At 61.3% G+C, this 23,633-nt stretch carries 22 protein-coding genes; 14 read left to right on the top strand and 8 right to left on the bottom strand.

Translation table 11 applies throughout. The annotated features are described in order from the left end of the window. Window positions 1-3 precede the first annotated feature (3 nt). Complete coding sequence (locus tag E8M77_RS00880; RefSeq protein ID WP_137128711.1) at window positions 4-1,404, bottom strand: FAD-dependent oxidoreductase; 1,401 nt, start codon at window positions 1,402-1,404, stop codon at window positions 4-6. A 136-nt stretch (window positions 1,405-1,540) separates the two neighbouring features. Between E8M77_RS00880 and leuC the strand changes: the two genes are divergently transcribed. The 13 genes from leuC (at window position 1,541) to E8M77_RS00820 (ending at window position 14,601) form a co-directional block, all read left to right on the top strand. Next, window positions 1,541-2,971 carry a 3-isopropylmalate dehydratase large subunit gene (gene leuC / locus E8M77_RS00875; protein ID WP_137128710.1) on the top strand — a complete coding sequence of 477 codons (1,431 nt, stop codon included), beginning with the start codon at window positions 1,541-1,543 and terminating at the stop codon, window positions 2,969-2,971. Between the two features lie 16 nt (window positions 2,972-2,987). Continuing rightward, window positions 2,988-3,635, top strand: a complete 648-nt coding sequence (gene leuD / locus E8M77_RS00870; RefSeq protein WP_137128709.1) for a 3-isopropylmalate dehydratase small subunit — start codon at window positions 2,988-2,990, stop codon at window positions 3,633-3,635. Window positions 3,636-3,705: 70 nt separating this feature from the next. After that, a complete protein-coding gene (locus E8M77_RS00865) occupies window positions 3,706-4,590 on the top strand; it encodes a GntR family transcriptional regulator (protein ID WP_137128708.1) in 885 nt (294 codons plus the stop codon). Next, a complete protein-coding gene (locus tag E8M77_RS00860) occupies window positions 4,559-5,782 on the top strand; it encodes an ABC transporter substrate-binding protein (protein ID WP_137128707.1) in 1,224 nt (407 codons plus the stop codon). The genes E8M77_RS00865 and E8M77_RS00860 overlap by 32 nt, the downstream gene beginning before the upstream one ends. A gap of 71 nt (window positions 5,783-5,853) precedes the next feature. Then, on the top strand, window positions 5,854-6,726 hold the full coding sequence (locus E8M77_RS00855; RefSeq protein WP_137128759.1) for a branched-chain amino acid ABC transporter permease: 873 nt from the start codon (window positions 5,854-5,856) through the stop codon (window positions 6,724-6,726). Beyond that, a complete protein-coding gene (locus E8M77_RS00850; RefSeq protein WP_137128706.1) occupies window positions 6,723-7,691 on the top strand; it encodes a branched-chain amino acid ABC transporter permease in 969 nt (322 codons plus the stop codon). The genes E8M77_RS00855 and E8M77_RS00850 overlap by 4 nt, the downstream gene beginning before the upstream one ends. After that, the gene (locus tag E8M77_RS00845) at window positions 7,691-8,437 is read left to right on the top strand and encodes an ABC transporter ATP-binding protein (RefSeq protein WP_137128758.1); all 747 of its coding nucleotides are present in this window, start codon (window positions 7,691-7,693) and stop codon (window positions 8,435-8,437) included. Before E8M77_RS00850 ends, E8M77_RS00845 begins: the two co-directional genes overlap by 1 nt. Then, complete coding sequence (locus E8M77_RS00840) at window positions 8,430-9,128, top strand: ABC transporter ATP-binding protein (protein ID WP_137128705.1); 699 nt, start codon at window positions 8,430-8,432, stop codon at window positions 9,126-9,128. Before E8M77_RS00845 ends, E8M77_RS00840 begins: the two co-directional genes overlap by 8 nt. 11 nt (window positions 9,129-9,139) lie before the next feature. Then, the gene (locus tag E8M77_RS23775) at window positions 9,140-9,277 is read left to right on the top strand and encodes a hypothetical protein (RefSeq protein ID WP_170975695.1); all 138 of its coding nucleotides are present in this window, start codon (window positions 9,140-9,142) and stop codon (window positions 9,275-9,277) included. Next, window positions 9,277-10,191: an oxaloacetate decarboxylase gene (locus tag E8M77_RS00835; RefSeq protein WP_137128704.1), complete on the top strand. Its 915-nt coding sequence runs from the start codon at window positions 9,277-9,279 to the stop codon at window positions 10,189-10,191. The genes E8M77_RS23775 and E8M77_RS00835 overlap by 1 nt, the downstream gene beginning before the upstream one ends. Beyond that, a complete protein-coding gene (locus E8M77_RS00830; RefSeq protein WP_137128703.1) occupies window positions 10,188-11,924 on the top strand; it encodes a hydantoinase B/oxoprolinase family protein in 1,737 nt (578 codons plus the stop codon). Before E8M77_RS00835 ends, E8M77_RS00830 begins: the two co-directional genes overlap by 4 nt. Further along, the gene (locus tag E8M77_RS00825; RefSeq protein ID WP_246659075.1) at window positions 11,921-13,993 is read left to right on the top strand and encodes a hydantoinase/oxoprolinase family protein; all 2,073 of its coding nucleotides are present in this window, start codon (window positions 11,921-11,923) and stop codon (window positions 13,991-13,993) included. The genes E8M77_RS00830 and E8M77_RS00825 overlap by 4 nt, the downstream gene beginning before the upstream one ends. Then, window positions 13,993-14,601: a cysteine hydrolase gene (locus E8M77_RS00820; RefSeq protein ID WP_137128702.1), complete on the top strand. Its 609-nt coding sequence runs from the start codon at window positions 13,993-13,995 to the stop codon at window positions 14,599-14,601. The genes E8M77_RS00825 and E8M77_RS00820 overlap by 1 nt, the downstream gene beginning before the upstream one ends. Window positions 14,602-14,625: 24 nt before the next feature. Here the strand turns inward: E8M77_RS00820 and mnhG are convergent, their stop codons facing one another. The 6 genes from mnhG to E8M77_RS00790 are packed head-to-tail and all read right to left on the bottom strand — an operon-like array spanning window position 14,626 to window position 20,611. Then, on the bottom strand, window positions 14,626-14,979 hold the full coding sequence (gene mnhG / locus E8M77_RS00815) for a monovalent cation/H(+) antiporter subunit G (protein ID WP_137128756.1): 354 nt from the start codon (window positions 14,977-14,979) through the stop codon (window positions 14,626-14,628). Beyond that, window positions 14,976-15,257: a K+/H+ antiporter subunit F gene (locus E8M77_RS00810; protein WP_137128701.1), complete on the bottom strand. Its 282-nt coding sequence runs from the start codon at window positions 15,255-15,257 to the stop codon at window positions 14,976-14,978. The genes mnhG and E8M77_RS00810 overlap by 4 nt, the downstream gene beginning before the upstream one ends. After that, window positions 15,254-15,730 (bottom strand): Na+/H+ antiporter subunit E, encoded by a 477-nt coding sequence (locus E8M77_RS00805; protein WP_137128755.1) that lies wholly within the window; start codon window positions 15,728-15,730, stop codon window positions 15,254-15,256. Before E8M77_RS00805 ends, E8M77_RS00810 begins: the two co-directional genes overlap by 4 nt. Continuing rightward, entirely contained in the window at window positions 15,730-17,355 is a 1,626-nt protein-coding gene (locus E8M77_RS00800; RefSeq protein ID WP_137128700.1) for a monovalent cation/H+ antiporter subunit D, read from the bottom strand. Before E8M77_RS00800 ends, E8M77_RS00805 begins: the two co-directional genes overlap by 1 nt. Beyond that, window positions 17,352-17,690 carry a Na+/H+ antiporter subunit C gene (locus E8M77_RS00795; RefSeq protein WP_137128699.1) on the bottom strand — a complete coding sequence of 113 codons (339 nt, stop codon included), beginning with the start codon at window positions 17,688-17,690 and terminating at the stop codon, window positions 17,352-17,354. Before E8M77_RS00795 ends, E8M77_RS00800 begins: the two co-directional genes overlap by 4 nt. Beyond that, entirely contained in the window at window positions 17,690-20,611 is a 2,922-nt protein-coding gene (locus E8M77_RS00790; RefSeq protein ID WP_137128698.1) for a monovalent cation/H+ antiporter subunit A, read from the bottom strand. The genes E8M77_RS00795 and E8M77_RS00790 overlap by 1 nt, the downstream gene beginning before the upstream one ends. A gap of 91 nt (window positions 20,612-20,702) precedes the next feature. Here E8M77_RS00790 and E8M77_RS00785 point away from each other — a divergent pair, with 91 nt between their 5' ends. Then, entirely contained in the window at window positions 20,703-21,002 is a 300-nt protein-coding gene (locus E8M77_RS00785; protein ID WP_137128697.1) for a helix-turn-helix transcriptional regulator, read from the top strand. A gap of 42 nt (window positions 21,003-21,044) precedes the next feature. Here E8M77_RS00785 and secD read toward each other — a convergent pair whose 3' ends face one another. Next, window positions 21,045-23,564, bottom strand: coding sequence for a protein translocase subunit SecD (gene secD, locus E8M77_RS00780; RefSeq protein WP_137128696.1), 2,520 nt, complete (start codon window positions 23,562-23,564; stop codon window positions 21,045-21,047). Between the last annotated feature and the right edge of the window lie 69 nt (window positions 23,565-23,633).

The raw sequence follows: 23,633 nt of genomic DNA, 5'->3' as shown, positions 1-23,633 counted from the left end.
CCGTCAGGATCGGCAGTTGAGGCCAGCCTTGGTTCCCGCCGTGCGGCCAAGGGTAACGGCTGTCAGAAGCCCGTTGCCCGACAGATAGCCGGAGGCCTGATTGCCGGAGACGCCGCAGGCCGCCCCACCGGCGGCAAACAGGTTGGGCAGGGCCGATCCATCCTCACGCAGCACCCGCGCCGAGCTATCGATGGCAAGACCGCCCTGTGTGTGAAACAGCGCGCCGGTGACCCGCACGATAGAATAGGGCGACTGAAGCGGCGCGACGCCATTGAAACTGCGCCCGAAGGGATCGACAGTTCCCCCCGCCTTGCAGGCTCGCACCTGTTCAAACGTGAGCAAGAGAGCATCGACGGGAAGGCCTGCCTTGTCGGCAAGCTCCTCGATCGTTTCGGCACTCAGGATGGCGCCCATGGCTTCGGCCTTGCGGAAATCCTCGAATTGGCGCGTGATTGCCGCGATCCGCGCATCAAACACCGTCCAGGCAAGCCCGTCCGGCTGGCGCAGCACCTCTGCCGCCTGTTCCGAATAGCCCTTGGCTTCATTGGAAAAGCGCTCACCCCTGGCATTCACCTGAAAGCCGCCTTCGGTGATCGTTGCCCACGAAATGAGAATGCCGGTCGGATGCGCCACCGACCCATGCCCCTGGTGACCATTCAGGTGCCGGGGTGCGGCACCCAGCGCCTCTCCCCACACAAGCGCATCACCTTGGTTTCCCGTATGGCCGAAATAGGTGGCATCCGACAGAGATGGAATATGCTCGGCCACAAGCTGCCGGTTGCCGCCATAACCGTTGCAGGCAAGGATGAGCTGGCGACAGCCAACCTCTTCGACACTGCCATCCGGACGGCTATAGATGAGACCCGTGACACAGCCATCTTCCGTCGCATGCAGCGCAGTCACCTGCGCTTCGCAGAGAAGGGGAATGTCGGCCTCTTCGACGGCCTGGCGCAAGGCATCCACCAGTTCCTCGCCGGAGCGCGAGGCAAGCCCGTGCATGCGCCGCGCCGAATGCCCCGGATAGCTGAAGTCCTCGATGACGGAGAAGCTCAGCCCGTAGCGATCACAGAGCCATTCCAGCGTCGCGGCGGATTGGCCCACCACATGCTCGACGATTGCGGCATCCGGCTCGCCATGTGCCTTTTCCATGATATCGCCAGCAAACTGCGCCGAACTATCGACAATGCCGGCCGCCTTTTGCCAGCGTGTGCCAGCCGCCGGGATGAGCCCAGCCGACAGGGCCGTCGAGCCGCGCGGCAGCGGATCGCGTTCCAGCAACAGCACCTCGGCGCCGGCCTCATGCGCGGACAATGCGGCCACCAGGCCTGCGGCACCGGCGCCGACAATCACCACATCCACCGTCAGGTCGAACTGCTTGTGCGCGCTTCGGATCACCTGTGACATGTCCTGCCGAATCCTTCCGTCCAGACAGCTAACTGAATTTTCGAGCGAACATTAACCTGTATTATTTATAAAACAATATTTGATTCCGACGGCAAGGCATGCGTAAATTCACCGCATCATTTCGAGGATGAACGGCATGGTCGCGCAAATTGCACCGCAAGCGAAAGCCCTGTTTGACAAGGTGTTCGACCGTCATGTGGTCACACAAAGACAGGATGGCGAATGCCTGCTGTGGATCGATCGCCACCTCCTGCATGAGGGCTCGTTCCACGCATTCGACAAGCTGAAAGCAAGGGAAGCTTCGGTCTATAGGCCTGACCTCACCTTCGGCATCGAGGACCATTATGTTCCGACGCGCAGCCGCGATCTCTCCTCCGTCGAGCCGGCGATCCAGCGGATGATCCGCCAGTTGCGCGACAACACGAGCCAACACCGGGTGCGACTATTCGACATGGGCGATCCCGGCCAGGGCATCGTGCATGTCGTTGGTCCCGAACAGGGCCTGACACTGCCGGGTTTCACCATTGTTTGCGGCGATAGCCATACCGCCACGCATGGTGCCTTCGGGGCGCTGGCCTTTGGCATTGGCGCATCGGAAGTCGCGCATGTACTGATGACGCAGACCCTGTGGCAGCGAAAGCCGAAGCGCATGCGGGTAACCGTCGACGGAAGGCTGGCGCCGGGCGTTTCCGCCAAGGATATCGCGCTGTCCATGATCGCACGGATCGGTGCCGATGGCGCAGCCGGCCATGCAATTGAATATGCCGGCAGCGCCATTCGCAGCCTGTCGATGGAAGGGCGCATGACGCTCTGCAATCTGTCGATTGAGGCCGGCGGCCGCTGCGGCATGGTGGCACCGGACGAAACGACAATCGACTACCTGCGTGACCGCATCTATGCGCCGAAGGGCGAGCTTTTTGAACGCGCCGTGCAAGACTGGCTGACCTTGAGCAGCGATGCGGATGCGCTGTTTGATCGCGAGGTTCACATGGATGCCGGCGATATCGCGCCGGTCGTCACCTGGGGCATTACGCCGGAAGACGCAAGCCCGATCACCGATTGCGTGCCCGACCCGGATGCGGTTGCCGATGAAGCACGCGCAGCGCAGATCCGCGAAGCGCTGGATTATATGGGCTTGCGACCGGGACAGGCGCTGACCGAGATCCGCATCGACCGGGTGTTCATCGGCTCCTGCACCAATAGCCGGATCGAGGATCTGCGGGCAGCGGCAGCCATTTTCGCCGGCCGTCGCTCCAAAGTGCCGGGGCTCGTTTCGCCGGGATCTGCGGTGGTGAAGCGGCAGGCCGAACAGGAAGGTCTGGACGCGATTTTCCGGCAGGCGGGGCTTGAATGGGTGGAGGCCGGCTGTTCCATGTGCGTTGGCATGAACGGCGATCTGGTGCCGCCCGGCGAACGCTGTGCCTCGACCACCAACCGCAATTTTCGCGGTCGCCAGGGGCCGGGTAGCCGAACGCATCTGATGTCACCGGCCATGGCCGCCGCCGCCGCCGTCAGCGGGCATCTGGCGGACATGCGCCTGTTCCTAGACCACGGCACGAGCGCTTAAGGCGGAGAGACGGATCATGAAACCCTTCAAGACGCTGGACGCCATTGCCTGCCCCCTGCCCCTTTCCAATATCGACACGGACCAGTTGATCCCGGCCCGTTTCATGAAGCGTTCGCGCGCCGAAGGCTATGGCGATTACCTGCTCTATGATCTTCGGTTCGACGAGAGTGGCGCCAGAATCAGCGATTGCCCGCTGAACGACCCAGCGCGGGCGGGCGCCCGCATTCTCGTGACGCGGCGCAATTTCGGCAGCGGTTCCTCGCGGGAGGCAGCCGTCTATGCGCTGGCCGATTATGGCATTGCCTGCGTGATTGCCCCGTCTTTCGGTGACATATTTGCCAGCAACGCCGTCAACAATGGCGTACTGCCGGCACGTGTCAGCGAGGCCGATTGCGAAGCGCTTCTGGCGGGTCTGGAAGACGGCGCTTTGACGGCCCTGGTGGATCTGGAACGGCAGGAGATCCGCGCCGCAAACCTCGTCATCCGGTTTGATGTCGATCCCGTCTGGCGCACCAAGCTTATCAATGGCTGGGACGATATCGACCTGACCAGAAGCCATGCGCAAGCCATCGAACGCTTCCAGGAAGAAGACCGGATTGCCCGCCCCTGGCTGGAGCCGGTAGCTGCGCCGGGATTTACAACCCTTACGCAAAAACACGATTGACAAACAAACAAAGCTGTATGCAAATTAAGACAGCTAAATGTCTTTTAAAAGAGACAGAAGGGGTTACGACATGTCCGCAGCCATGGAGCCGATGAAGGCGCGCCGGCTGTATCTCCTGCTTCGGGAACAGATCCTGAGCGGCGAGGTGCAGGATGCGGCTCGCCTGCCAAGCGAACCGGCCCTGGCGCAGGAACATGGCGTATCGCGCGTTACCGTGCGGCGGGCGCTCGACAAACTTGCAAGCGACGGCATGATCGAGCGCAGGCCGGGTTCAGGCACCTTCGTCAGCGCCGGCCAGGCGCATATGCCGGTGGTGGCCGATCTTGCCAATGCCTTCACCCATCTGGTGGAAATGGGCCGCAAGACCGGCGTGCGGTTGATCTCCTTCTCCTATGTCAATGCGACCCCGGCGCTTGCCGAGGAATTAAAGCTCGATCCCGGCGAAAAGCTGCAACGCTCCATCCGCGTGCGCCTCATCGACGGTCAGCCGTTTTCCTATCTCATCACCCATGTGCCGGAGCGTATCGGCATTTCCTATTCGGAGGCCGATCTGGCCTCGACACCGCTTCTGGAACTTCTGGAGCGTTCGGGCCTGGTCGCCGACAAGGCACAGCAGATCATCGGCGCAACGCTTGCCGGCCCGGATGTGGCCGCCGCCCTCGATGTCGAGATCGGCGCGGCCCTCCTGTCGATGTCACGCGTTGTGTTTGAAGCCTCCGGGCGTGGCATAGAACATCTGCAGGCACTCTATCGCCCCGACCGCTATTCCTTCCACATGGAACTTGCACGCACCGGCGATACCGGTGCGCGCCGCTGGACGGCTGCCGACAGCCGTGGCCTGACGCAGGCCAATGAAAACAACCAAGACACTGAAAAAAAGAATGCCCGCGACAAGCGGCCACCCCTCAAGAGGAGAACAAAAAATGAAACTGGTAGAGACCCATCCAAACCGTAGAACCATCCTGAAAACCGGCGCTGCCGTGCTAGGCGTCCTGTCTGCCCCATCAGTCTTGCGGGCGCAGGCACCGGCCTCCATCAAGATCGGCATCCTGCAGCCGGTCACCGGCGCTCTGGCGCAGGACGGCGAATACGGCCGCCTTGGCGCCGAACTGGCGCTCGAGGATATCAACAAGGCCGGCGGCATCAAGTCGCTTGGCGGCGCCAAGCTGGAAATGGTCTTCGGCGATGCCCGTTCCAACCCGGAAGCCGGCACGCAGGAAGTCGAACGCATGCAGGAAGCCGGCGTGGCCGCCATCGTCGGCGGCTTTGCAAGCCCCATCTGCCTTGCCAGCTCACAGGCAGCCTCCCGCTATGATCTGCCCTATCTGGTGGATGTCGGCGTATCAGACCAGATCGTCAGCCGAGGCCTGAAGAACACCTTCCGCTTCGCGCCGGGTTTTTCGCTCTGCACGGCCGCTGCCATCCAGAACCTCGTGCGCATCAACGAAGAAGCCGGCAAGCCGGCAAAGACCGTTGTGCTCGTTCACGAAGATGGCCTGTTCGGCTCCGGCCTTGCCAAGCTGATGGCCACGGAACTGCCGAAATACGGTTTCGAGATCCTCGAGCAGATCGCGGTTCCCACACCCTCGCGTGACCTCTCCAACGTCGTCCTGCGCCTGCGCAGCCTCAACCCGGACCTGATCATCCCGTCCACCTATTATGGTGAGACGGTTCTGCTTGCCCGCACCATGCAGCAGCAGCGCGTGCGCCCGAAGGCCGTCTATGCCGTGTTGAACGGTGCCGCGTCCAACCGCCGCTTCGTGGCGGAATTCCCCGAAGCTGCCGAAGGCGTGATGGACTGCAACCACTGGTACGATCCGCGCAACGAAAAGTCGAAGAATGTTCAGGCGCGCGTCGAAGCTCTCGGCAAGCCCTATAACTACAATATCCCGCTCAACTACTCGAGCGTGGCGCTGCTTGCCGATGCCATCGAGCGTGCGGCATCCGCGGACCGCGGCAAGATCATCGAGGCGCTCGGCACGTCAAGCTTCAAGGGTCACCTGATGCCCTATGGCGAAACGAAATTCGTCAATGGCCAGAACACCGGCGCCGCGCCGGTCTCGACCCAGGTACAGAAGGGCGCAATCAAGGTCGTCTTCCCGCAGGATTTTGCTGACGCCAAGCCAGTTTTCCCGGCCAACGGCTGACGTTGCCGCACAAAGGCGGGTCCCGATGCAACGGGACCCGCATGCAGCGCAACTGGAAGAGCGACTGGATCATGTATTCCCCCATAATTCTCATCGAGGCGATGATCAACGGTCTGCTGACCGGATCGATCTACGCGCTGATCGCGCTCGGGCTGACGCTCGTCTATGGCGTGCTTCACATCATCAACTTTGCCCATGGCGCAACGCTTGCCGTGGCGATGTTTGCCGTCTGGGGCCTCAATATCGCAGCCGGCATCGACCCCTATCTGTCGATCCTCCTGCTGGCACCTGTGTTCTTTGCGCTGGGCTATGGCGTACAGCGTTTCATCATCGGCCCGGCCGCCGGCGGCGATGATGGCAATATCCTGCTGATCACCCTCGGCCTGTCGATCTTCATTGAAAACGCGCTCCTGGCGAGTTTCGGCTCCGATACGCGCGCCATCACCTCGGATCTGTCGTTTTCCGTCGTGGAACTCGGGCCTTTCCTCATCTCCACGCCGCGCCTGATCGGCTTTGCCGGCTCGCTTATCGTCACCGTCATCCTGTGGTTCGTCATGACCCGCACCGATGCCGGCAAGGCGATCCGGGCCGTAGCCAAGGAAAAGCTCGGCGCGAGCCTGATGGGCATCAATGTCGCGCATGTCTATGCGCTCACCTTCGGCATCGGCTGTGCAGCACTGGCGGTCGCGGCCGGCCTGCTGATGCCAAGCTTCTACGTCAATCCCCGCGTGGGCGGCGCCTTCGTCAACATCGCCTTCACCATTGTCGTTCTGGGCGGCATGGGGTCCATTCCCGGCGCCATGATCGGCGGCCTTCTGATCGGTATCGTCGAAAGCCTAAGCGGGCTGCTGCTCGGCGAAAGCCTCGGCCAGATCGGCATATTCATCATCTTCATCCTGGTCCTGCTCTTGAAGCCGACCGGCCTGTTCGGAGCAAAGGCATGAAGCTGCAAGGCTATCTTCCCATCCTCGTCGTCACGGCACTGCTGGCCGTTGTGCCCTTCCTGTCCAATTCAAACACGCTCTACAATTTCATGGTCACATCGCTGATCATCGCGCTTGCGGCACAGGGCTGGAACATTCTGGGTGGCGTGGCCGGCCAGACATCCTTCGGGCACGCGCTGTTTTTCGGCGTCGGCTGCTACACGGCTGCCATGCTGCAATTCCATTTCGGCATCAATGCCTGGCTTGCCTTCCTCATGGCCTTGGCCGCCGGTGCCGGTGCCGGTTTCATAGTCGGCTTTCTGAGCTTTCGGGCCGGATTGCGCGGCTCCTATTTCGCCCTCATTACACTCGCCTTTGCCGAACTCATGCGCATCCTTGCCAATGCCTCGGAATGGACGGGCGGCGCTGCCGGCCTGCTGCTGAAGCTTGATCCGGGCTTTGCCAATATGCAGTTTGCCAGCCGCGCCTCCTTCATGTGGCTGGCGCTCGCCTTCGTATTTGTCGGCCTTCTGATCAGCCGGGCGATTGCCGGTTCACGCTTTGGCGCACATCTGGTTGCCGTGCGAGAAAACGAGGATGCCGCACGCGCGCTCGGCGTCGATGTCCTGACGGTCAAGCTGAAGGCGATCAGCCTGTCCGGCGCCATGACGGCGGCAGCCGGCGTGCTCTACGTGCAGAACTTTCTCTATATCGACGCCAATATCGGCTTTGGCGCCTGGATTTCCATCGAAGCGCTCTTGGCACCCCTGGTCGGCGGGCGTGGCCTGGTGCTGGGGCCGCTGATCGGCACATTCACCCTGCATGGCCTGGGCGAGTTGACAAAAACCTTTGCAGGACGCGTGCCGGGCATCGACCTCATGGTGTTTGCCGTCGTTCTCATCTGCGTCGTGGCCTTTGCCTCGGATGGCATGCTGGGTCTGCTGCGCCGCTTTGCCCCACGGCTGGCAAAAAGGATCGCGCTATGATGCTTGAGATAGCAGACATCACCATGCGGTTTGGCGGCCTTGTGGCAGTTGATCGCGCCTCGCTTCACGTTGAAAAGGGCTCAATTACCGGGCTGATAGGCCCGAATGGCGCCGGCAAGACCACGCTGTTTGGCGTCATCGCCGGCTTCTTGAAGCCCACGCAGGGCCGGGTGATCTGGCAGAGCCAGGATATCACGGACTTGAAGCCGCATCAGCGGGCCGAACTTGGCATTGCCCGCACCTTCCAGATCGTCCAGCCATTCCAGGGCCTGAACGTGCTCGAAAACATCACGGTCGGCGCCTATCTGCGCCACCACCGGGCGCAGGATGCGATTGAAAAAGCACGCGCCGTGGCAATTCGTGTCGGGCTTGAGAAGGATATCGACCTACCGGCCTCCAGCCTCACGGTTGCCGGCCGCAAACGGCTGGAGCTTGCCCGCGCGCTGGCCACAGAGCCGAAACTGCTCCTTCTCGATGAGGTTCTGGCCGGCCTCAATCCATCGGAAATCCGCGATATCATTCCCGTCATCCGCGCCATTCGCGATGATGGCGTCACCATCCTGATGATCGAACATGTGATGCAGGCGGTGATGAACCTTTGCGAACAGGTCTATGTGCTGGCGCAGGGCCAGATGATCGCTCACGGAACACCCGCATCCGTCTGCAATGATCCGGCCGTCATCGAGGCCTATCTCGGCAAGGGTGCGGCTGCCCGCATGGCCCAAACGGGAGGCGCACATGCTTGACGTCAAAAATCTGCGCACCGGCTATGGCGGTGTTGAAGTCTTGCGCGGCATCGACATCACGGTCGGCAAGGGCGAGATCGTCGCTGTTCTCGGCGCCAATGGCGTTGGCAAGACAACCTTGAACAAGGCTCTGTCCGGCCTTCTGAAACTGACCGGCGGATCGATCACATTCGATGGCAAGCCGCTTGATGGCTCGCCGATTGCAGCTGTCGAAGCCGGCCTCATACAGGTACCGGAAGGTCGCAAGATCTTTCCCAACATGAGCATTCTGGAAAACCTCGAGCTTGGCAGCTATCGGCGGGGACGGGCGAACCGGGCGCGCAATCTGGAACTGGTATTCTCCACCTTTCCCAAGCTGCGCCAGCGCATCGAGCAGATGGCCGGCACGCTATCCGGCGGCGAACAGCAGATGCTGGCAATCGGTCGCGGCATGATGGCCGAGCCGAAACTGCTGATCCTCGATGAGCCGTCACTCGGTCTCTCGCCGCTGCTGGTCGAGGAAATGTTCGATCTGGTGAAGCGCCTGAATGCCGAAGGCTTGCCGATCATGCTGGTCGAACAGAATGTCGTGCAATCGCTGGAGATCGCAAGCCGCGCCTACATTATCGAAAACGGGCTGGTGACCATGTCGGGCACCGCCGCTGTCATTTCCGCCGACCCGGAACTCAAGCGCGCCTATCTGGGCCTTTGAGGACGACACGCATGACGAACGCACCCTTGCGCCTTTGGCAGGGCCTTATCTGCAAGATTTTTATCGCGGTCGATCCCCAAACGACCGCCGCCAATCTGTCGGGCGCCAACAGCCATCTGGCTCTGCCCGTGATGAAGGACACACTATGATGACCCTACGAGATCAACTCTCCGGCAGCGGGACGATCATCGCCCCAGGCATATATGATGCGCTGACTGCCTCGATTGCCACAGATGCCGGTTTCTCGGCGCTCTATCTGTCGGGTGCGGCCATCGCCTATACGCGGCTCGGGCGCCCGGATATCGGCCTTGTCTCCATGACGGAAGTGGCAGACGTGATCGGGCTGGTGCGCCAGCGGGTCGATACGCCACTGATCGTCGATGCCGACAATGGCTATGGCAATGCGCTCAACGTGCAGCGCACGGTTCGCAGCTTCGAGCGTGCCGGCGCAAGCGCCATCCAGCTGGAAGACCAGACGCTGCCGAAACGCTGCGGCCACCTTCAGGACAAGACGCTGATTTCCGCGACCGAGATGGCCGGCAAGGTAAAGGCCGCCGTCGATGCACGGCATTCGCAAGATACATTGATCATTGCCCGCACCGATGCGGTGGCCGTCGAGGGACTGGATGCCGCGCTGGAACGTGCTGCGCTTTACGCCGAAGCCGGCGCTGACATCCTGTTCGTCGAGGCGCCGCGCTCGGCAGACCAGCTGTCGGCCGTCAGCACGGCGCTTGGGTCAAGCCGGCCGCTGGTCGCCAATATGGTCGAGGGCGGCGATACGCCGATGTTTACCGCCGATGAGCTTGGCGCCATGGGCTATCGCATCGTCATCTTTCCCGGCGGCATCGTTCGGGCACTCGCCCGCACTGCGCAGGACTATTACGGATCGCTACGCCAGCACGGCACAAACACCCCGTTTTCCGAGCGCATGTTCAATTTCGGCGATCTGAACGCCTTGATCGGCACGCCCGCCATGCTGGATCTGGGCAAGGATTACGAACAGTTCGAGGTGCGCAGCAACGGCACTGCCGCAAGCACCAAGCGCAAGGATGACGCCGCATGAAACGCGTAACCGACCCCGTCATGCTTGCCATCCTCAACGGACGTCTCGAGCAGATTGCCGACGAGATGGATGCCACGCTCTATCGCTCCGCTTTCAACCCCATCATTGCCGAGGCCCGCGATGCCTGCCACGGCCTTTACCATGCGCAGACAGGGGCAACGCTTGTCCAGGGCACGCGCGGCCTGCCGATCTTCGTCGGCGCCATGGCCTTTGCGGTGAAGGCCGTGATCGACAAGGTGGACGTGGATGGCGATCTCAGCCCCGGCGACACCTATATTTTCAACGACCCTTATGCGGGCGGCACGCATTTGAACGACTTCCGGCTGGTACGGCCGGTGTTTCGCGACGACAAGCTCTATTGCTGGATTGCCTCTGTCGGCCACTGGCTGGATATTGGCGGCAATGTGCCGGGCGGCTTCAACGCCAAGGCGACCGAGACCTTCCAGGAGGGCGTGCGCTTTCCGCCCGTCAAGCTCATCCGCCAGGGCGTGATGAACCGCGACCTTCTCGACATTCTGGCGGCCAATTCCCGCGTGCCTGTCTCCAATTACGGCGACCTGAACGGCCAGTTGAATGCGCTGGATCTGGGTGAGCGGCGATTGGCGGAGCTTCTGGATGCCTATGGCGACGACACGGTCGCATCCGCCTTCGAGGTATTTTCCGACCGCGCCGAGGCGATGATGCGCGAGGCAATCGCTGCCCTGCTGGATGGTCAGTACAGCTTTGAAGACTATCTCGACAATGACGGCATCACGCCCGAGCGCCTGACGATCGCGCTCGACCTCACCATCAAGGGCGAGGAAATGGTGCTGGATTTCTCCCGCTCGTCCGCCCCTTGCGCCGGCCCGCTCAACATTGCCTATTCCACGGCGGCTGCCTGCTGCTACGTGGCGCTGAAACATGTCTTCACAGCCGTGCCGGCCAATGCCGGCTGCCTGCGGCCAATCACCTTCATTATTCCTGATACGACGCTGCTCGGCGTCAAGCCGCCAAAGCCGGTCGGCGGCTATACGGAAACCATCCTGCGCGTTATCGGCGTCGTCTTCGGCGCACTGGCCAAGGCCGATCCCTCGCGGGCAACGGCTGCGCCCTTCGGCACGATCAACGCGCTCTCGATCGCCGGAGATCGGCCAGACGGTTCGCGTTATGTGATGTTCTCCTTCTTCGGCGGTGGTCTCGGCGGCAATCCGGAAAGCGATGGACTGAACCACGCTAATAACCCGATTTCCATGGCGACCATTCCGCCAGCCGAAATTCTCGAGGCCTCCTATCCTGTCGTGTTTTCCCAATGGGCGCTGAGACCGGATTCGGCAGGGCCTGGCTTTCATCGCGGCGGCGTTGGCGCCGTCTATGAACTGGAAACGCTGACCGATGCCGATGTCTTCCTGCTCGGTGAGCGTGGCGTCTACCCGCCACCGGGTGTTGCCGGTGGCGGACCCGGCGCGCTCAACCGCTTTGTCTGGCAGAGCGACGAGGGTGATAAATCCCCGCCGCTCGCCTCCAAGGTTGCCGATGTGCGGGTCAGGGCCGGGCAGAAGGTGCGCATCGAATCGCCCGGCGGCGGCGGATATGGCGATCCGAAGACAAGGCCGCCAGAGCGCGTCGCGCGCGATGTGCGGCTGGGCTTTGTGAACCTGGACACAGCGCGCGAAACCTATGGCGTCGTGCTCGACCAGACAGGCCTTGTCGACACCAGGGCAACTGAAGAATTGCGGAAAGGAAACGCCGCGTGAATACTCCCATCAAGAGCCTGAAGGGCGCCGTTGTCGGCGTCGATGTCGGCGGCACATTTACCGATCTGTTCTATTATGAAGAGGAAAGCGGGCGATTTGCGACCGCAAAAGTCTCCTCCAACCGTGGCGATGAGGCGACAGGCTTCATCGAAGGCCTGAAGAGCTTCGGTGCGATTGCCGATCTCGGCTCGATCGTGCATGGCACGACGGTCGGCACCAATGCGCTTCTGGAGCGCAAGGGCGCCCGCACGGCGCTGATTACCACCATGGGCTTTCGCGACGTGCTGGAAATGCGCCGCCGCGACCGCCTCAACACCTGGGGGCTCTGGGGCGATTTCACCCCCGTCATCGAACGCGACATGCGTTTCGAGGTGAATGAGCGCGTGCTATCGGACGGCACGGTGCGACAGGCGCTTGACGTTGACGAGGTGCGCGAAGCGGCCCGCAAGGCTCTGGAAGCCGGCGCAGAAGCGCTCGCCATCGTCTTCATCAATGCCTATGCCAATCCGGTCAACGAATTTGCCGCACTGGAGGCCGTGCGCTCCGTCTGGCCCAATGCCAATCTGGCCTGCTCGGCGCAGATCCTGCCGGAAATCCGTGAATTCGAACGCACGTCTACGACCGCTCTGAATGCCTATCTCCAGCCGGTCGTCGGCGGTTATCTCGGCAAGCTGCAGGCAGCGTTGAAGGCCGAGCATTTCACCGGGCCATTTCACATCGTGCAGTCGAACGGCGGCGTGATGTCAACCGATACCGCCAGCCGTCTGCCGGTTCGGACCGCGCTATCTGGCCCGGCAGCCGGCGTGATTGCCGCAGCCGCCATCTCGAACGCTGCCGGCTATCCGAATATCATCACCGGCGATCTGGGCGGCACCTCCTTCGACGTCTCGCTGGTCGTCGATGGCAAGACATCGCTTGCCGCACAGACCACCATTGATTTCGGTCTTGTGGTGCGCACGCCCATGATCGAGATCACAACAATTGGTGCCGGCGGCGGCTCGATTGCCCATGTGGATGCGGGCGGGCTATTGCAGGTCGGCCCGGAAAGTGCCGGTTCACGCCCCGGCCCCGTCGCCTATGGACAGGGCAATACACGCCCGACGCTGACCGATGCCAATATCGTGCTGGGCCGTATCAATGCCGAGCGCCCAATCGGCGGCAAACTGGCACGGCTGGATGTGGAAGCGGCAAAGGCCGCCATCGACACGCATGTCGGCAGGCCCTGCGGTCTCTCTGTCATGGAAGCTGCCGAAGCCATCGTGCGGGTTGCCGACGGGCGCATGGCCGGCGCCATCCGGCTCGTGTCAATCGAACGCGGCCATGATCCGGCAAAGTTTGTCGCGGTGCCGTTTGGCGGCGGCGGCGCATTGCATGCCGGTGCGCTGATCAAGGATGTCGGGCTTCAGGCCGCACTCGTGCCCCGCTATCCGGGCGTCACCTCGGCGCTCGGCTGCGTCATCGCCGATATCCGCCACGATCAGGTGCAGACGGTGAACCTCACCGTTGCCGCACTCGACGAAGCCGTGCTCGATGCCCGCATGGTGACGGAAGCGCAAGCGGCACGGCTTGTCGTGGAAGAGGCCGGCCTTCAGATGGACCGGATCGACGTGCTGTTTGAACTCGACATGCACTATATTGGCCAGACGCATACGGTCTCCGTGCCGCTGGCACTACCCATCGAAAATGGCTCGACCGGGGTGACGCGCGACAAGGTGCAGGCCGCCTTCGATGCCGCCTACCGCGCCTCCTTCAGCCGGCTTCTGCCGGGGCTGCAGGCAAAGATCGTCAACCTGCGGGTGTCGGCCATCGGCAGGCGTCCGCATTTCAGCCTGAAGGCACTGGCTCCGGATGCCGGCTGCTCGGTGGAAAAGGCCCAACGCGGAACAAGGCCGGTCTTCTTCGGTGGTGCCTGGCATGACACGGCAATCTTTGCCCGGCTGGAACTGCCTGTCGGCGCCGAAATCCGTGGCCCGGCTATTCTCGAACAGCCGGATGCCACCGTGCTTGTCGATCCGGACCTCAAGGCGCGGGTGGATGAATTCGGCAATGTCATCATCGAGAGGCAGTGATGCAGGATAATGTGACACCAGCGCAGACCGGCCTTCTCATCGTCGACCTGCAGAATGATTTCCTCGATCCGAAAGGTGCCTATGGCCGCGCCGGGCAATCGGCGCCCGAAATCGCCGCTTTGCCGGAAAAGCTTGCGCCGCTGGCCGACAGCCTGCGCAAGGCCGGCGGCTGGATCATCTCGACGCAGTTCACGCTCCTGCCGCTGAAGGGCGGCGAGCCGCTGATCTCACCGCATTTGAAAACGCTGCGGCCCTTTCTTGCCAAGGGCGATTTCCTGCCCGGCTCCTGGGGACATAGTCTCGTGGACAGGCTGGCGCCAGCAGATATCTCGATCGAAAAGGTCGCCTACTCGGCCTTTTACATGACAAGGCTCGAATGGATCCTGCGCAAATGCGATATCCGCAAGCTGATCGTCTGCGGCATCGTCACCAATGGTGGCGTGGCATCCACCGTGCGCGACGCGCATGTGCGTGATTTCGACGTGACCGTTCTATCGGACGGCTGTGCTGCCTTTTCGCCGCAAACCCATGACACGGCCATTGCCGCGCTGAAACCGGTATGCCGGGTGGCGACGATCTCCGAAGTGGCAGCTGAATTGTACGCCTGACGTCGTGGCTCTTGGGGCTCTATCTCAATCTGGCGCCTTTGCGGGTACGTCCGGGTTGCCTTCCACACGATCTCTGTGCAGTGCTGCGCGCGCCAGCAGCATGAAAGTGACCGGCGTCGTGACGGTAACGAACAGCCCGATCAGGATCTCATGCAGGACAAGTCGCTGCTGCGTGATCGAGAAATACAGGATGGAGGCAAGCATGATTGCCCCCACGCCCCAGCTTGTTACCAGCGCCGGGGCATGCAGCCGCTCGTAAAAGCTCGGAAGACGCAGGAAACCGATCGCACCGACCAGTGTCAGCCCGGCACCGAGCAACAGGAAAAGCGAGACGATGATGGCGGCCCAGATGGGTAGATCGACAACGGCCTGCATTATTCGATCACCTCTCCGCGCATCAGGAATTTGGCGAGCGCAACCGTTGCCACGAAACCCAGGAGACCGATGACAAGCGCTGCCTCGAAATACACCGTGCGGCCCGTACCGATGCCGAAAGTGACCAGCAGCAGCATGGCGCAGATATAGAGCGTATCGAGGCTGATGATGCGGTCCTGCGCCCGCGGGCCGATGACGATGCGCACCGAAGCTATCGCCATAGACAGGGATAGCAGGAGTTGGGCGATGGACACGGCGGTAAACAGAATGATGGCGCTCATGCAAAAATCTCCATCAGCGGGGCCTCATAACGTTGTTTGATCGTCGAAATCCACTCGGCCTCGTCGATCAGATCGAAAACATGGATCAGCACCGTCTTGTCGCCACTGTCATATTCCAGCCAGGCGGAACCCGGCATGCTGGTCAGGATGATAGCAAGGATCGCCAGCGCCGTTGGGTCTTCGATGTCGAGCGGCACAAGCAGGAAGCCGGAGCGGCGACTACCGCGTGTCCCCTGCAGAATGAGACGCGCTACTGCCAGGTTGGAGCGACCGATATCGATCAGGATCACCCAAAGCAGCTTTGGCAGCAGATACCACTTCTTGAGCTTCGGCTTGTCGGGCCGCAGTGATGCCAGCGCCCAGCCGGCAAACATCGCCACCAGCGCGCCGAGAACAAGGTGACCCAGGCCGAACTCATTGAGAAGCAGCCACATGATGACGAGGAAGAAGGAGAGGATCGGATAGGGCAGCATCACGGGCTTGCCTCCTGCGACTTTGCCTTCCAGCCTTCCACCACGGTGGCGTTACGCACTGCATCGATATAGATCGACGGCGTGGACAGCGTGCGGATGGTCGTGTCCATATAGCGCATGGCAGGTCCCGCCTGAATCGTGAGCGACAGGGTCAGCGACAGCAGGAACATCACCGGCACAAGCTCGATCACCAGCACACGCGGCACAGTGCCTTCCAACGAACTCCAAAAGGTGCGGATGCCGACGCGAGTCATGGCAATCAGCGAAGCGACACCCGACAGAATGACGAGTACAATCAGCGTCCAGATGGCGCCGTCCGGCGGCGTACCGATGGCGCCGGTGCCCATCATGGCAGACAGCATGGCAAATTTACTGATGAAACCGGAAAGCGGCGGCAGACCGGACAGAAGAATGCCGCAGGCGGCAAAGCACGTGCCCAGAATGGCCAGGGTGCCGGGCATGGTCACGCCATCCTCATCGTCTTCCGGACTATCCTCGCCTTCGCCATAGGCTTCCATCGTCACGGCCAGAACATTGGCTCCAGCATCCTGACCGCGTTCCACCAGTTCGATCAGCATGAAGAATGCGCTGAGCGTGAAGGTGGAACTGATCAGATAAAGCAGAGCGCCAGATGATACGGTTCCCTCGCTGATGCCGAGCACCATCAGCATGGTGCCGGATGAAACGAGCACCGAATAGCCGGCAAGCCTGCCAAGCGCCTGGGAAGCGAGAACGCCAATCGTGCCAAAGACGAGCGTTGCCATGCCGCCAAACAGCAGGACATCGGATCCGAACCCTGCCGAGGGTCCATCGCTGAACAGCAGCATTGTCAGGCGCAGGATCACGTAGATGCCAAGCTTGCTCAAAATGGCAAAGATACCGGCAACAGGGGCCGACGCGGCACTATAGGCCGTAGGCAGCCAGAAGCAGAGCGGCCACATGCCCGCCTTGATGAGGAAGGCCACGCCCAGAACCCCCGCCCCCGCCTCCATCAGCATGCGCCGATCCGGCTCGATCTGCGGAATACGGGCGGCAAGGTCAGCCATATTGAGGGTGCCCGTCGTGCCATAGATCAGGCTGACGCCGATGAGAAAGAACAGCGCAGCCACCAGGTTGACGGCGATGTAGTGCATGCCGGCCTTGACCCGCAGCGGGCCCGAACCGTGCAGCATCAAGCCATAGGATGCCGCCAGCATAACTTCGAAAAAGACGAAGAGATTGAAGAGATCGCCGGTCAGGAAGGCACCATTCAGCCCGACCAGCAGGATCTGGAACATGCTGTGAAAATGCGCACCGACCGCATGCCATCGGGCGAGCGAAAAGACGAGTGTTGCGATCGCAAGCAGCGCCGCCAAGAGCAGCATCAGCGCCGAGAGCCCGTCCAGTACAAGAACAATGCCGAAGGGCGCTGCCCAGTTGCCGAGCAGATAGACACCTTCAAAGCTGTGCGGTGCGCTCTCGATGCGAAACAGCAGCAAGGCGACAAGCAACAGAATGGCGGTCGAGGCAAGGCTGATCATCGCCTTCAAGGTGCGCTTGCGCTCATCGAAGAACAGCAGCAGGGCGGCAGCCATCAACGGGATCAGGATCGGCGCAATGATCAGATGGTGGCTCCAGTCGTTCATTTCGGCTCGTTCCTCCCATCCACATGGTCGTTGCCGGTCAAGCCGCGCGAGGCGAGAAGCACGACGAGGAAGAGAGCCGTGGTGGCAAAGCCAATGACGATGGCCGTCAACACCAGCGCCTGCGGCACGGGATCGGCAAGGCTAGCCGGATCGACGCCATCCTCCAGGATCGGCGGAAGATTACTCTTCACACCGCCCACACCGAAGATGAACAGGTTGACCGCATAGGACAGAAGCGAAAGCCCGACGATAACCTGATAGGTGCGCGGGCGCAGGATCAGCCAGACGCCGCAGCCGGTCATGAGGCCGATGGCAATCGAAAGAACCAGTTCCATCAGCCCTCCTCCCCGCGCGCTGCATCAATGGCCCGCAACCGATTGATGCGGATGGACTGGTGGGCAAGCGCCACAAGGATCAGCACTGTCGATCCGACCACCAGCGAAAACACCCCGAGATCGAACAGAAGCGCACTGGAGGCCGGCACCTTGCCGATCAGCGGCAGGTCGAGATAGCGGGAATGCGAGGTGAGGAAGGGATAGCCCAGAAGCCAGGAGCCGATTCCTGCCAAAGCTGCAACCAGGATCCCGGCCCCCATCCAGCGCAGCGGCAGGATGCGGATGCGGTCTTCCGCCCAACGTGTTCCACCTGCCAGATATTGCAGCAGAAAGGCAATCGAAAGCGTCAGGCCCGCCGAAAAGCCGCCGCCCGGCATGTCATGACCGCGCATGAACAGGTAGACCGACAGGGTGAGGATGACCGGGAAGAGCCATTGCATGATGACCATGGGAATGAGCAGGTAATCGCGCACCGTATCACCGGGAGCACGTTCGGGCTGTTCCTCATCGAACCGGTTCTGAATGCGCTGTTGCTCAGGCATGGCAAAACTATCGGCGGCCGGACGGAAACGCCGCAGAAGCGCATAGACGGTGAGCGCCACGACGCCGAGAACGGCGATTTCACCCAGCGTGTCGAAGCCCCGAAAATCCACCAGAATGACGTTGACGACATTGCGGCCACCACCCTGATCATAAGCATGGTGGAGGAAATAGGTGGCGATCGTATCCGGCACCGGCATGGTCATGACGGCAAAGGCAATGAAGGACATGCCTGTACCGCAGGCAATTGCCAGAACGAGATCGCGGAAGCGACGAAAACGGCCGCGCAACGTGATATTGTCGCCCAGATCGAGGTTGCGCTTGGGCAGCCAGCGCAGGCCCAGGAGAATGAGCACGGTCGTGACAATTTCGACCAGCAACTGGGTGATGGCGAGATCCGGGGCCGATAACCACACGAAGGTGATGCAAACAACAAGCCCGACGCCGCCCAGCATGATAAGGGCGGCCAGCCGGTGATATTTGGCGAAAAAGGCCGCGCCAAGCGCAAGGCTTGCGCCGATCAGCCACAGAATGGCGAAGGCCGGATCGATGCCGGAAAAGCGGAAAGGCCGTGGCTCGAAGCCTGAGAGATAGAGCGGCATCAGACCAGCAAGAAACCCGCAAGCCACCACCCAGCGCAGTTGCGGTTGCAGGTTGCGCGTGCCGAGCCGGGCTTCCGCCATGCGGGCCCAGCGCCAGGAAACGGTGACGAGCACGCGCTCAAAAATGCGCTGACCACGCAAGCGCCGAAACAGAGGTGTTCCATCCTCGCAGCGCGCAAAATAGTCCTTCAACAGGATGTAAAGGAGGGTGCCGCCAGCAAGCGCAATCAGGCTCATCACCAAAGGCAGGTTGAAGCCATGCCAGATGGCAAGGCTATAGGGCGGCGTGTCGGCCCCAAGCACGCTTTCCACCGCCACATGCAGGAAAGGGCCGATCGAAAGCGACGGGACTATGCCGATGATGAGGCAGACGACCACCAGAAATTCGATCGGAAAGCGCATCCAGCGCGGCGGTTCATGTGGTTTTTCCCTGGGCAGGCCAACCGGCGCCGGCCCGAAAAACACCGTGTGGATGAAGCGCAGCGAATAGGTGACGCTAAAGGCGCCGGCAAGCGTTGCGACATAGGGCAATGCCGTATCGAGAATGGAATCCGCATGGGTTTCCACCGCTTCGGCAAAGAACATTTCCTTGGAAAGAAAGCCGTTGAGCAGCGGCACGCCAGCCATGGCTGCACTCGCGACCATGGCAAGGGTTGCCGTGTAGGGCAGGAAGCGAAAGAGACCGCTGAGGCGCTGCATGTCGCGCGTGCCGGTTTCGTGGTCGATAATGCCGGCCGCCATGAACAGCGACGCCTTGAAGGTCGCATGATTCAGCATATGAAAGATCGCAGCGACGGTCGCCAGCGGACTGCCAAGGCTGAGCAGTGTGGTGATGAGACCGAGATGGCTGATGGTGGAATAGGCCAGCAAGCCCTTCAGGTCGCGCTGGAACATGGCGAAATAGGCACCGAGCAGCAGTGTTAGCATGCCGGACAGGCCGACAAGATAGAACCATTCATAGGTGCCGGACAGCACCGGCCAGAAGCGGACCAGCAGGAAGACACCGGCTTTCACCATGGTCGCGGAATGCAGGAAGGCCGAGACCGGCGTGGGGGCCGACATCGCATTGGGCAGCCAGAAATGGAATGGAAACTGCGCGCTCTTGGTCAGCGCCCCAAGAAGGATGAAGATGAGCGCCGGCAGATAAAGCGCATGGGCGCGGATGATATCGCCGGAGGCCAGAACCTTGTCGAGATCATAGCTGCCGACGATATTGCCGATCAGCAACATGCCGATCAGCAGGCAGAAGCCGCCAATACCGGTGATCGTCAACGCCATGCGCGCCCCATCGCGCGCGGCAGGATTATGGTGCCAGTAGCTGATCAGCAGGAAGGAAAAGATGCTGGTCAGTTCCCAGAAGATCGACAGGAGGATGATATTGCCGGACATGATGATGCCCAGCATAGCCCCCATGAAGGCAAGCAGGAACGAAAAGAAGCGCGGAATGGGATCATCGTCGCCCATGTAATAGCGGGCATAGACAACCACCAGAAAGCCGATCGAGGTGACCAGCATGGAAAAGATCCAGGCAAAGCCATCCATACGCAGGGTAAAGTTTAAGCCAAATTGGGGAAGCCATTCGGCCTCGAAGCGCAACACATTGCCGCTGCCGATGAGCCAATAGGCGTAGGTGGTCAGGCTGAGCGTGAGAAGCGTGACAATACCACCTACAAGAACAGGCAAATCCCGTGAGGTGGTCTTGAGGATCAGGCCCGACAGAAGGCTGCCCAGAAAGGGCAGCGCCAGGAGAACGACGAGAAGATTGGCTTCAAACGTTATCCCAACACGCGTTTCCCTTTTGCATGGGAAGGAATGCCTGCACCGAAGGTCGTAAACCCACCCTCTAGCAAATGCGATTCAAACCACATATATGATCAATATCGACCAATATGGGCAGCTTCGACCAATGGGTCAACCCGAAAACCCAAAGATATTGACACCGGCGCTGTGCCGGGCGGCGCGTGGCTTTCTCGATTGGACACAATCGGACCTTGCTGAACAGTCCGGCGTTTCGCGCAGCACAATCCGTGATTATGAGGGCAGTCGGCACGAGGTTCACCGGGCCACGGAAGCCCAGTTGCGTCAATCTTTCGAGCGCGCGGGCCTGACCTTCATGCGCAGCGACGCCGATACGATCGGCATCTGTCCCAGCACAAAACCGTCAAACTAGTCGAGAGGGCGGGCTGCGCCAAACGCGGCCCGCCCGATATACTCAGGTTGTTTCCGCCTGCAGCACTGCCTCATCCTTGCGCTCTGCGCGCCGACGGTTACGCCAATCGCCGAGAAACAGCAGGATCGGTGCGGCGATGAAGACCGACGAGGATGCGGCAATGAAGATGCCGAACACCATTGGCACGGCAAAGCTTTCCACCGCACTGCCACCCCAGATCGCCATCGGCACCATGGCGAGAAAGGCCGTCGCCGAGGTGTAGAGGCTGCGGGCCAGCGTCTCGTTAATCGACAGGTTGATCAGATCGCGGAAGGGCATGGACTTATAGAGCCGCATGTTTTCGCGCATGCGGTCATAGACGACCACCTTGTCATTCACCGAATAGCCGACGAGCGTTAGCAAAGCGGCGATGGCCGTGAGGTTGAAATCAAGGCCAGTCAGCGCAAAGAAGCCGACCGTCTTCGTCACATCGAGGATGAGCGTGACGATGGCACCTACCGCAAACGGCCATTCGAAGCGAACCCAGATATAGATCAGCATGGCAAGGCTTGCGAGCACCACGGAGGTGATACCTGCGGCTGCAAGCTCGCCGCTCACCTTCGGGCCGACCACTTCGGTCCGCTCGATCTTGGAACTAGGGTCGATCTTGACGATTTCAGTGCGCAAGCGCTCAACCGCCTCCGTCTGCGCCGTTTCCGGCCCCGGCTGACGCTCAAGCCGCAGCAGGATATGATTCTGGTCGCCGAATTCCTGCAGCGCCACGTCACCCAGTCCCAGGCTCTCCAGCCCCGAGCGGAATCGACCGAGATCCGCCGGCGCTGCAGTCGAGACCTCGATCTGGATGCCGCCCTTGAAATCGACCCCGTAATTCAGGCCGGGTGTGATGAACAGGATGATCGAGGAGACCGATAGAACAGCGGAAATGCCGATGCCGACGAGACGCGCCTTCATGAAATCGATTTTCGTACCGTCACGGATCACACCGAGCGAAATCAACGGCCGAATATCGATCGTCTTCAGTTTGCGACGCCTCGCAATCGCCACCATGACAACCCGCACAACAGAGACGGCCGTGAACATCGAAATGGCAATGCCAAGCCCCATTGTGACGGCAAAGCCGCGCACAGGCCCGGAGCCGAACCAGAACAGCAACACTGTGGCAATGAGTGCCGTGACATTGCTGTCGATGATGGTCGAATAGGCCTTGCTGAAGCCGAGATCGATGGCCGCAAAGGCGCCCTTGCCCTTGCGGCTTTCCTCACGGATGCGCTCGTTGATAAGGACATTGGCATCCACCGCAAGACCGATGCCGAGAACGATACCGGCAATACCCGGCAAAGTCAGCGTTGCACCAACAATGCTGAGGCCCGCAAAGGTGAGGATGACATTGAGCGTCAGCGCGACGACCGCGAGGATACCCCAGCGACCATAGAGCGCGATGATGAAACCAACCACCAGCGCAAAGCCGATAAAGCCCGAGGTAATGCCCATCTGGATGGCATCGCCGCCGAGGTCAGCACCCACCGTGCGCTCCTCGATCACCGTAAGCTTTGCCGGAAGCGCGCCGGCGCGCAAGAGCGCCGAAAGCGTATTGGCCTCGGACACCGAGAAGGAACCGGAAATCTGGCCAGCGCCGCCGGTGATAGGCTCGCGGATGACGGGCGCACTCAGCACCTTGCCGTCGAGCACGATGGCGAAGGGCTGTCCGACATTCTGCTTCGTCACTTCGGCAAAGCGTGCCGCTCCAGTCTGGTCGAATCGGAAACTGACAACCGGCTGATTGGTCTGCGGCTCGAAGGCCACGCGCGCATCGGTCAGCCGGTCACCGGACAGAAGCACGCGCTCCTGGACGGGATAGGATTGGCCGCGATCATCCTGCATGACGCGCACGCCAGCTTCGCCCTCGCGGCCCAGCAGATGGAAGCTCATCTTGGCTGTGGAGCCCAGCAGCGCCCGTAGGTTGGACGGGTCCTGCTCGCCCGGCAGCTGCACGAGCACGCGGTCACCGCCGACACGCTGGATCGTCGGCTCTGCCACGCCAACCTGATCGACGCGCTGGCGAATGATTTCCAGGCTCTGATCAACGGCATTGCTCATGCGGTAGGCGATGCCCGCCTGCGAAGGCGCAAGAAGGATCGCATCCGTGCCGCGTGTCGTGATGTCCAGTTCGGCGCTGCCGGCACCAAGGCCCGAAGACACCGGGCTGCTGAGCTTGGCCAGCACGTCACGGGCGCTGTCGCGCTTAGCCGGATCGGCAAGCGACACCACCACGGCGCCGGACTGGCGCTGAATGGAACGCGTTTCGATGCTGGCCTCCCGCAGACTGGTGCGGGCCTCCTGCGTCAAGCTTTGCAGCCATTCGCTTTCCAGCGACGGGCGGTCGACTTCCAGAACCAGATGCGAGCCGCCGCGAAGGTCAAGCCCGAGCGAGACCTTGTGGCTGGGCAAAAAGGACGGCCACTGCGCCAGTGTCTTGTCGGACAACAGGTTGGGCAAGGCCACGAGCATGCCAATGATGATGACGAGCAGATAGCCCGCCACCTTCCATGGGGAGTTTTTCAAGATGATGTTCCAGCATAAGTGCCAGCGCGGGCATGAGGTACCGCAGCTGCGCAATCAGATAAGCCGAAG

The sequence above is a fragment of the Rhizobium sp. FY34 genome (assembly GCF_005222845.1).
Taxonomy (GTDB): domain Bacteria; phylum Pseudomonadota; class Alphaproteobacteria; order Rhizobiales; family Rhizobiaceae; genus Neorhizobium.
Note: the sequence above shows the minus strand (reverse complement) of the source record. Positions and strands in the feature narration are given on the sequence as shown.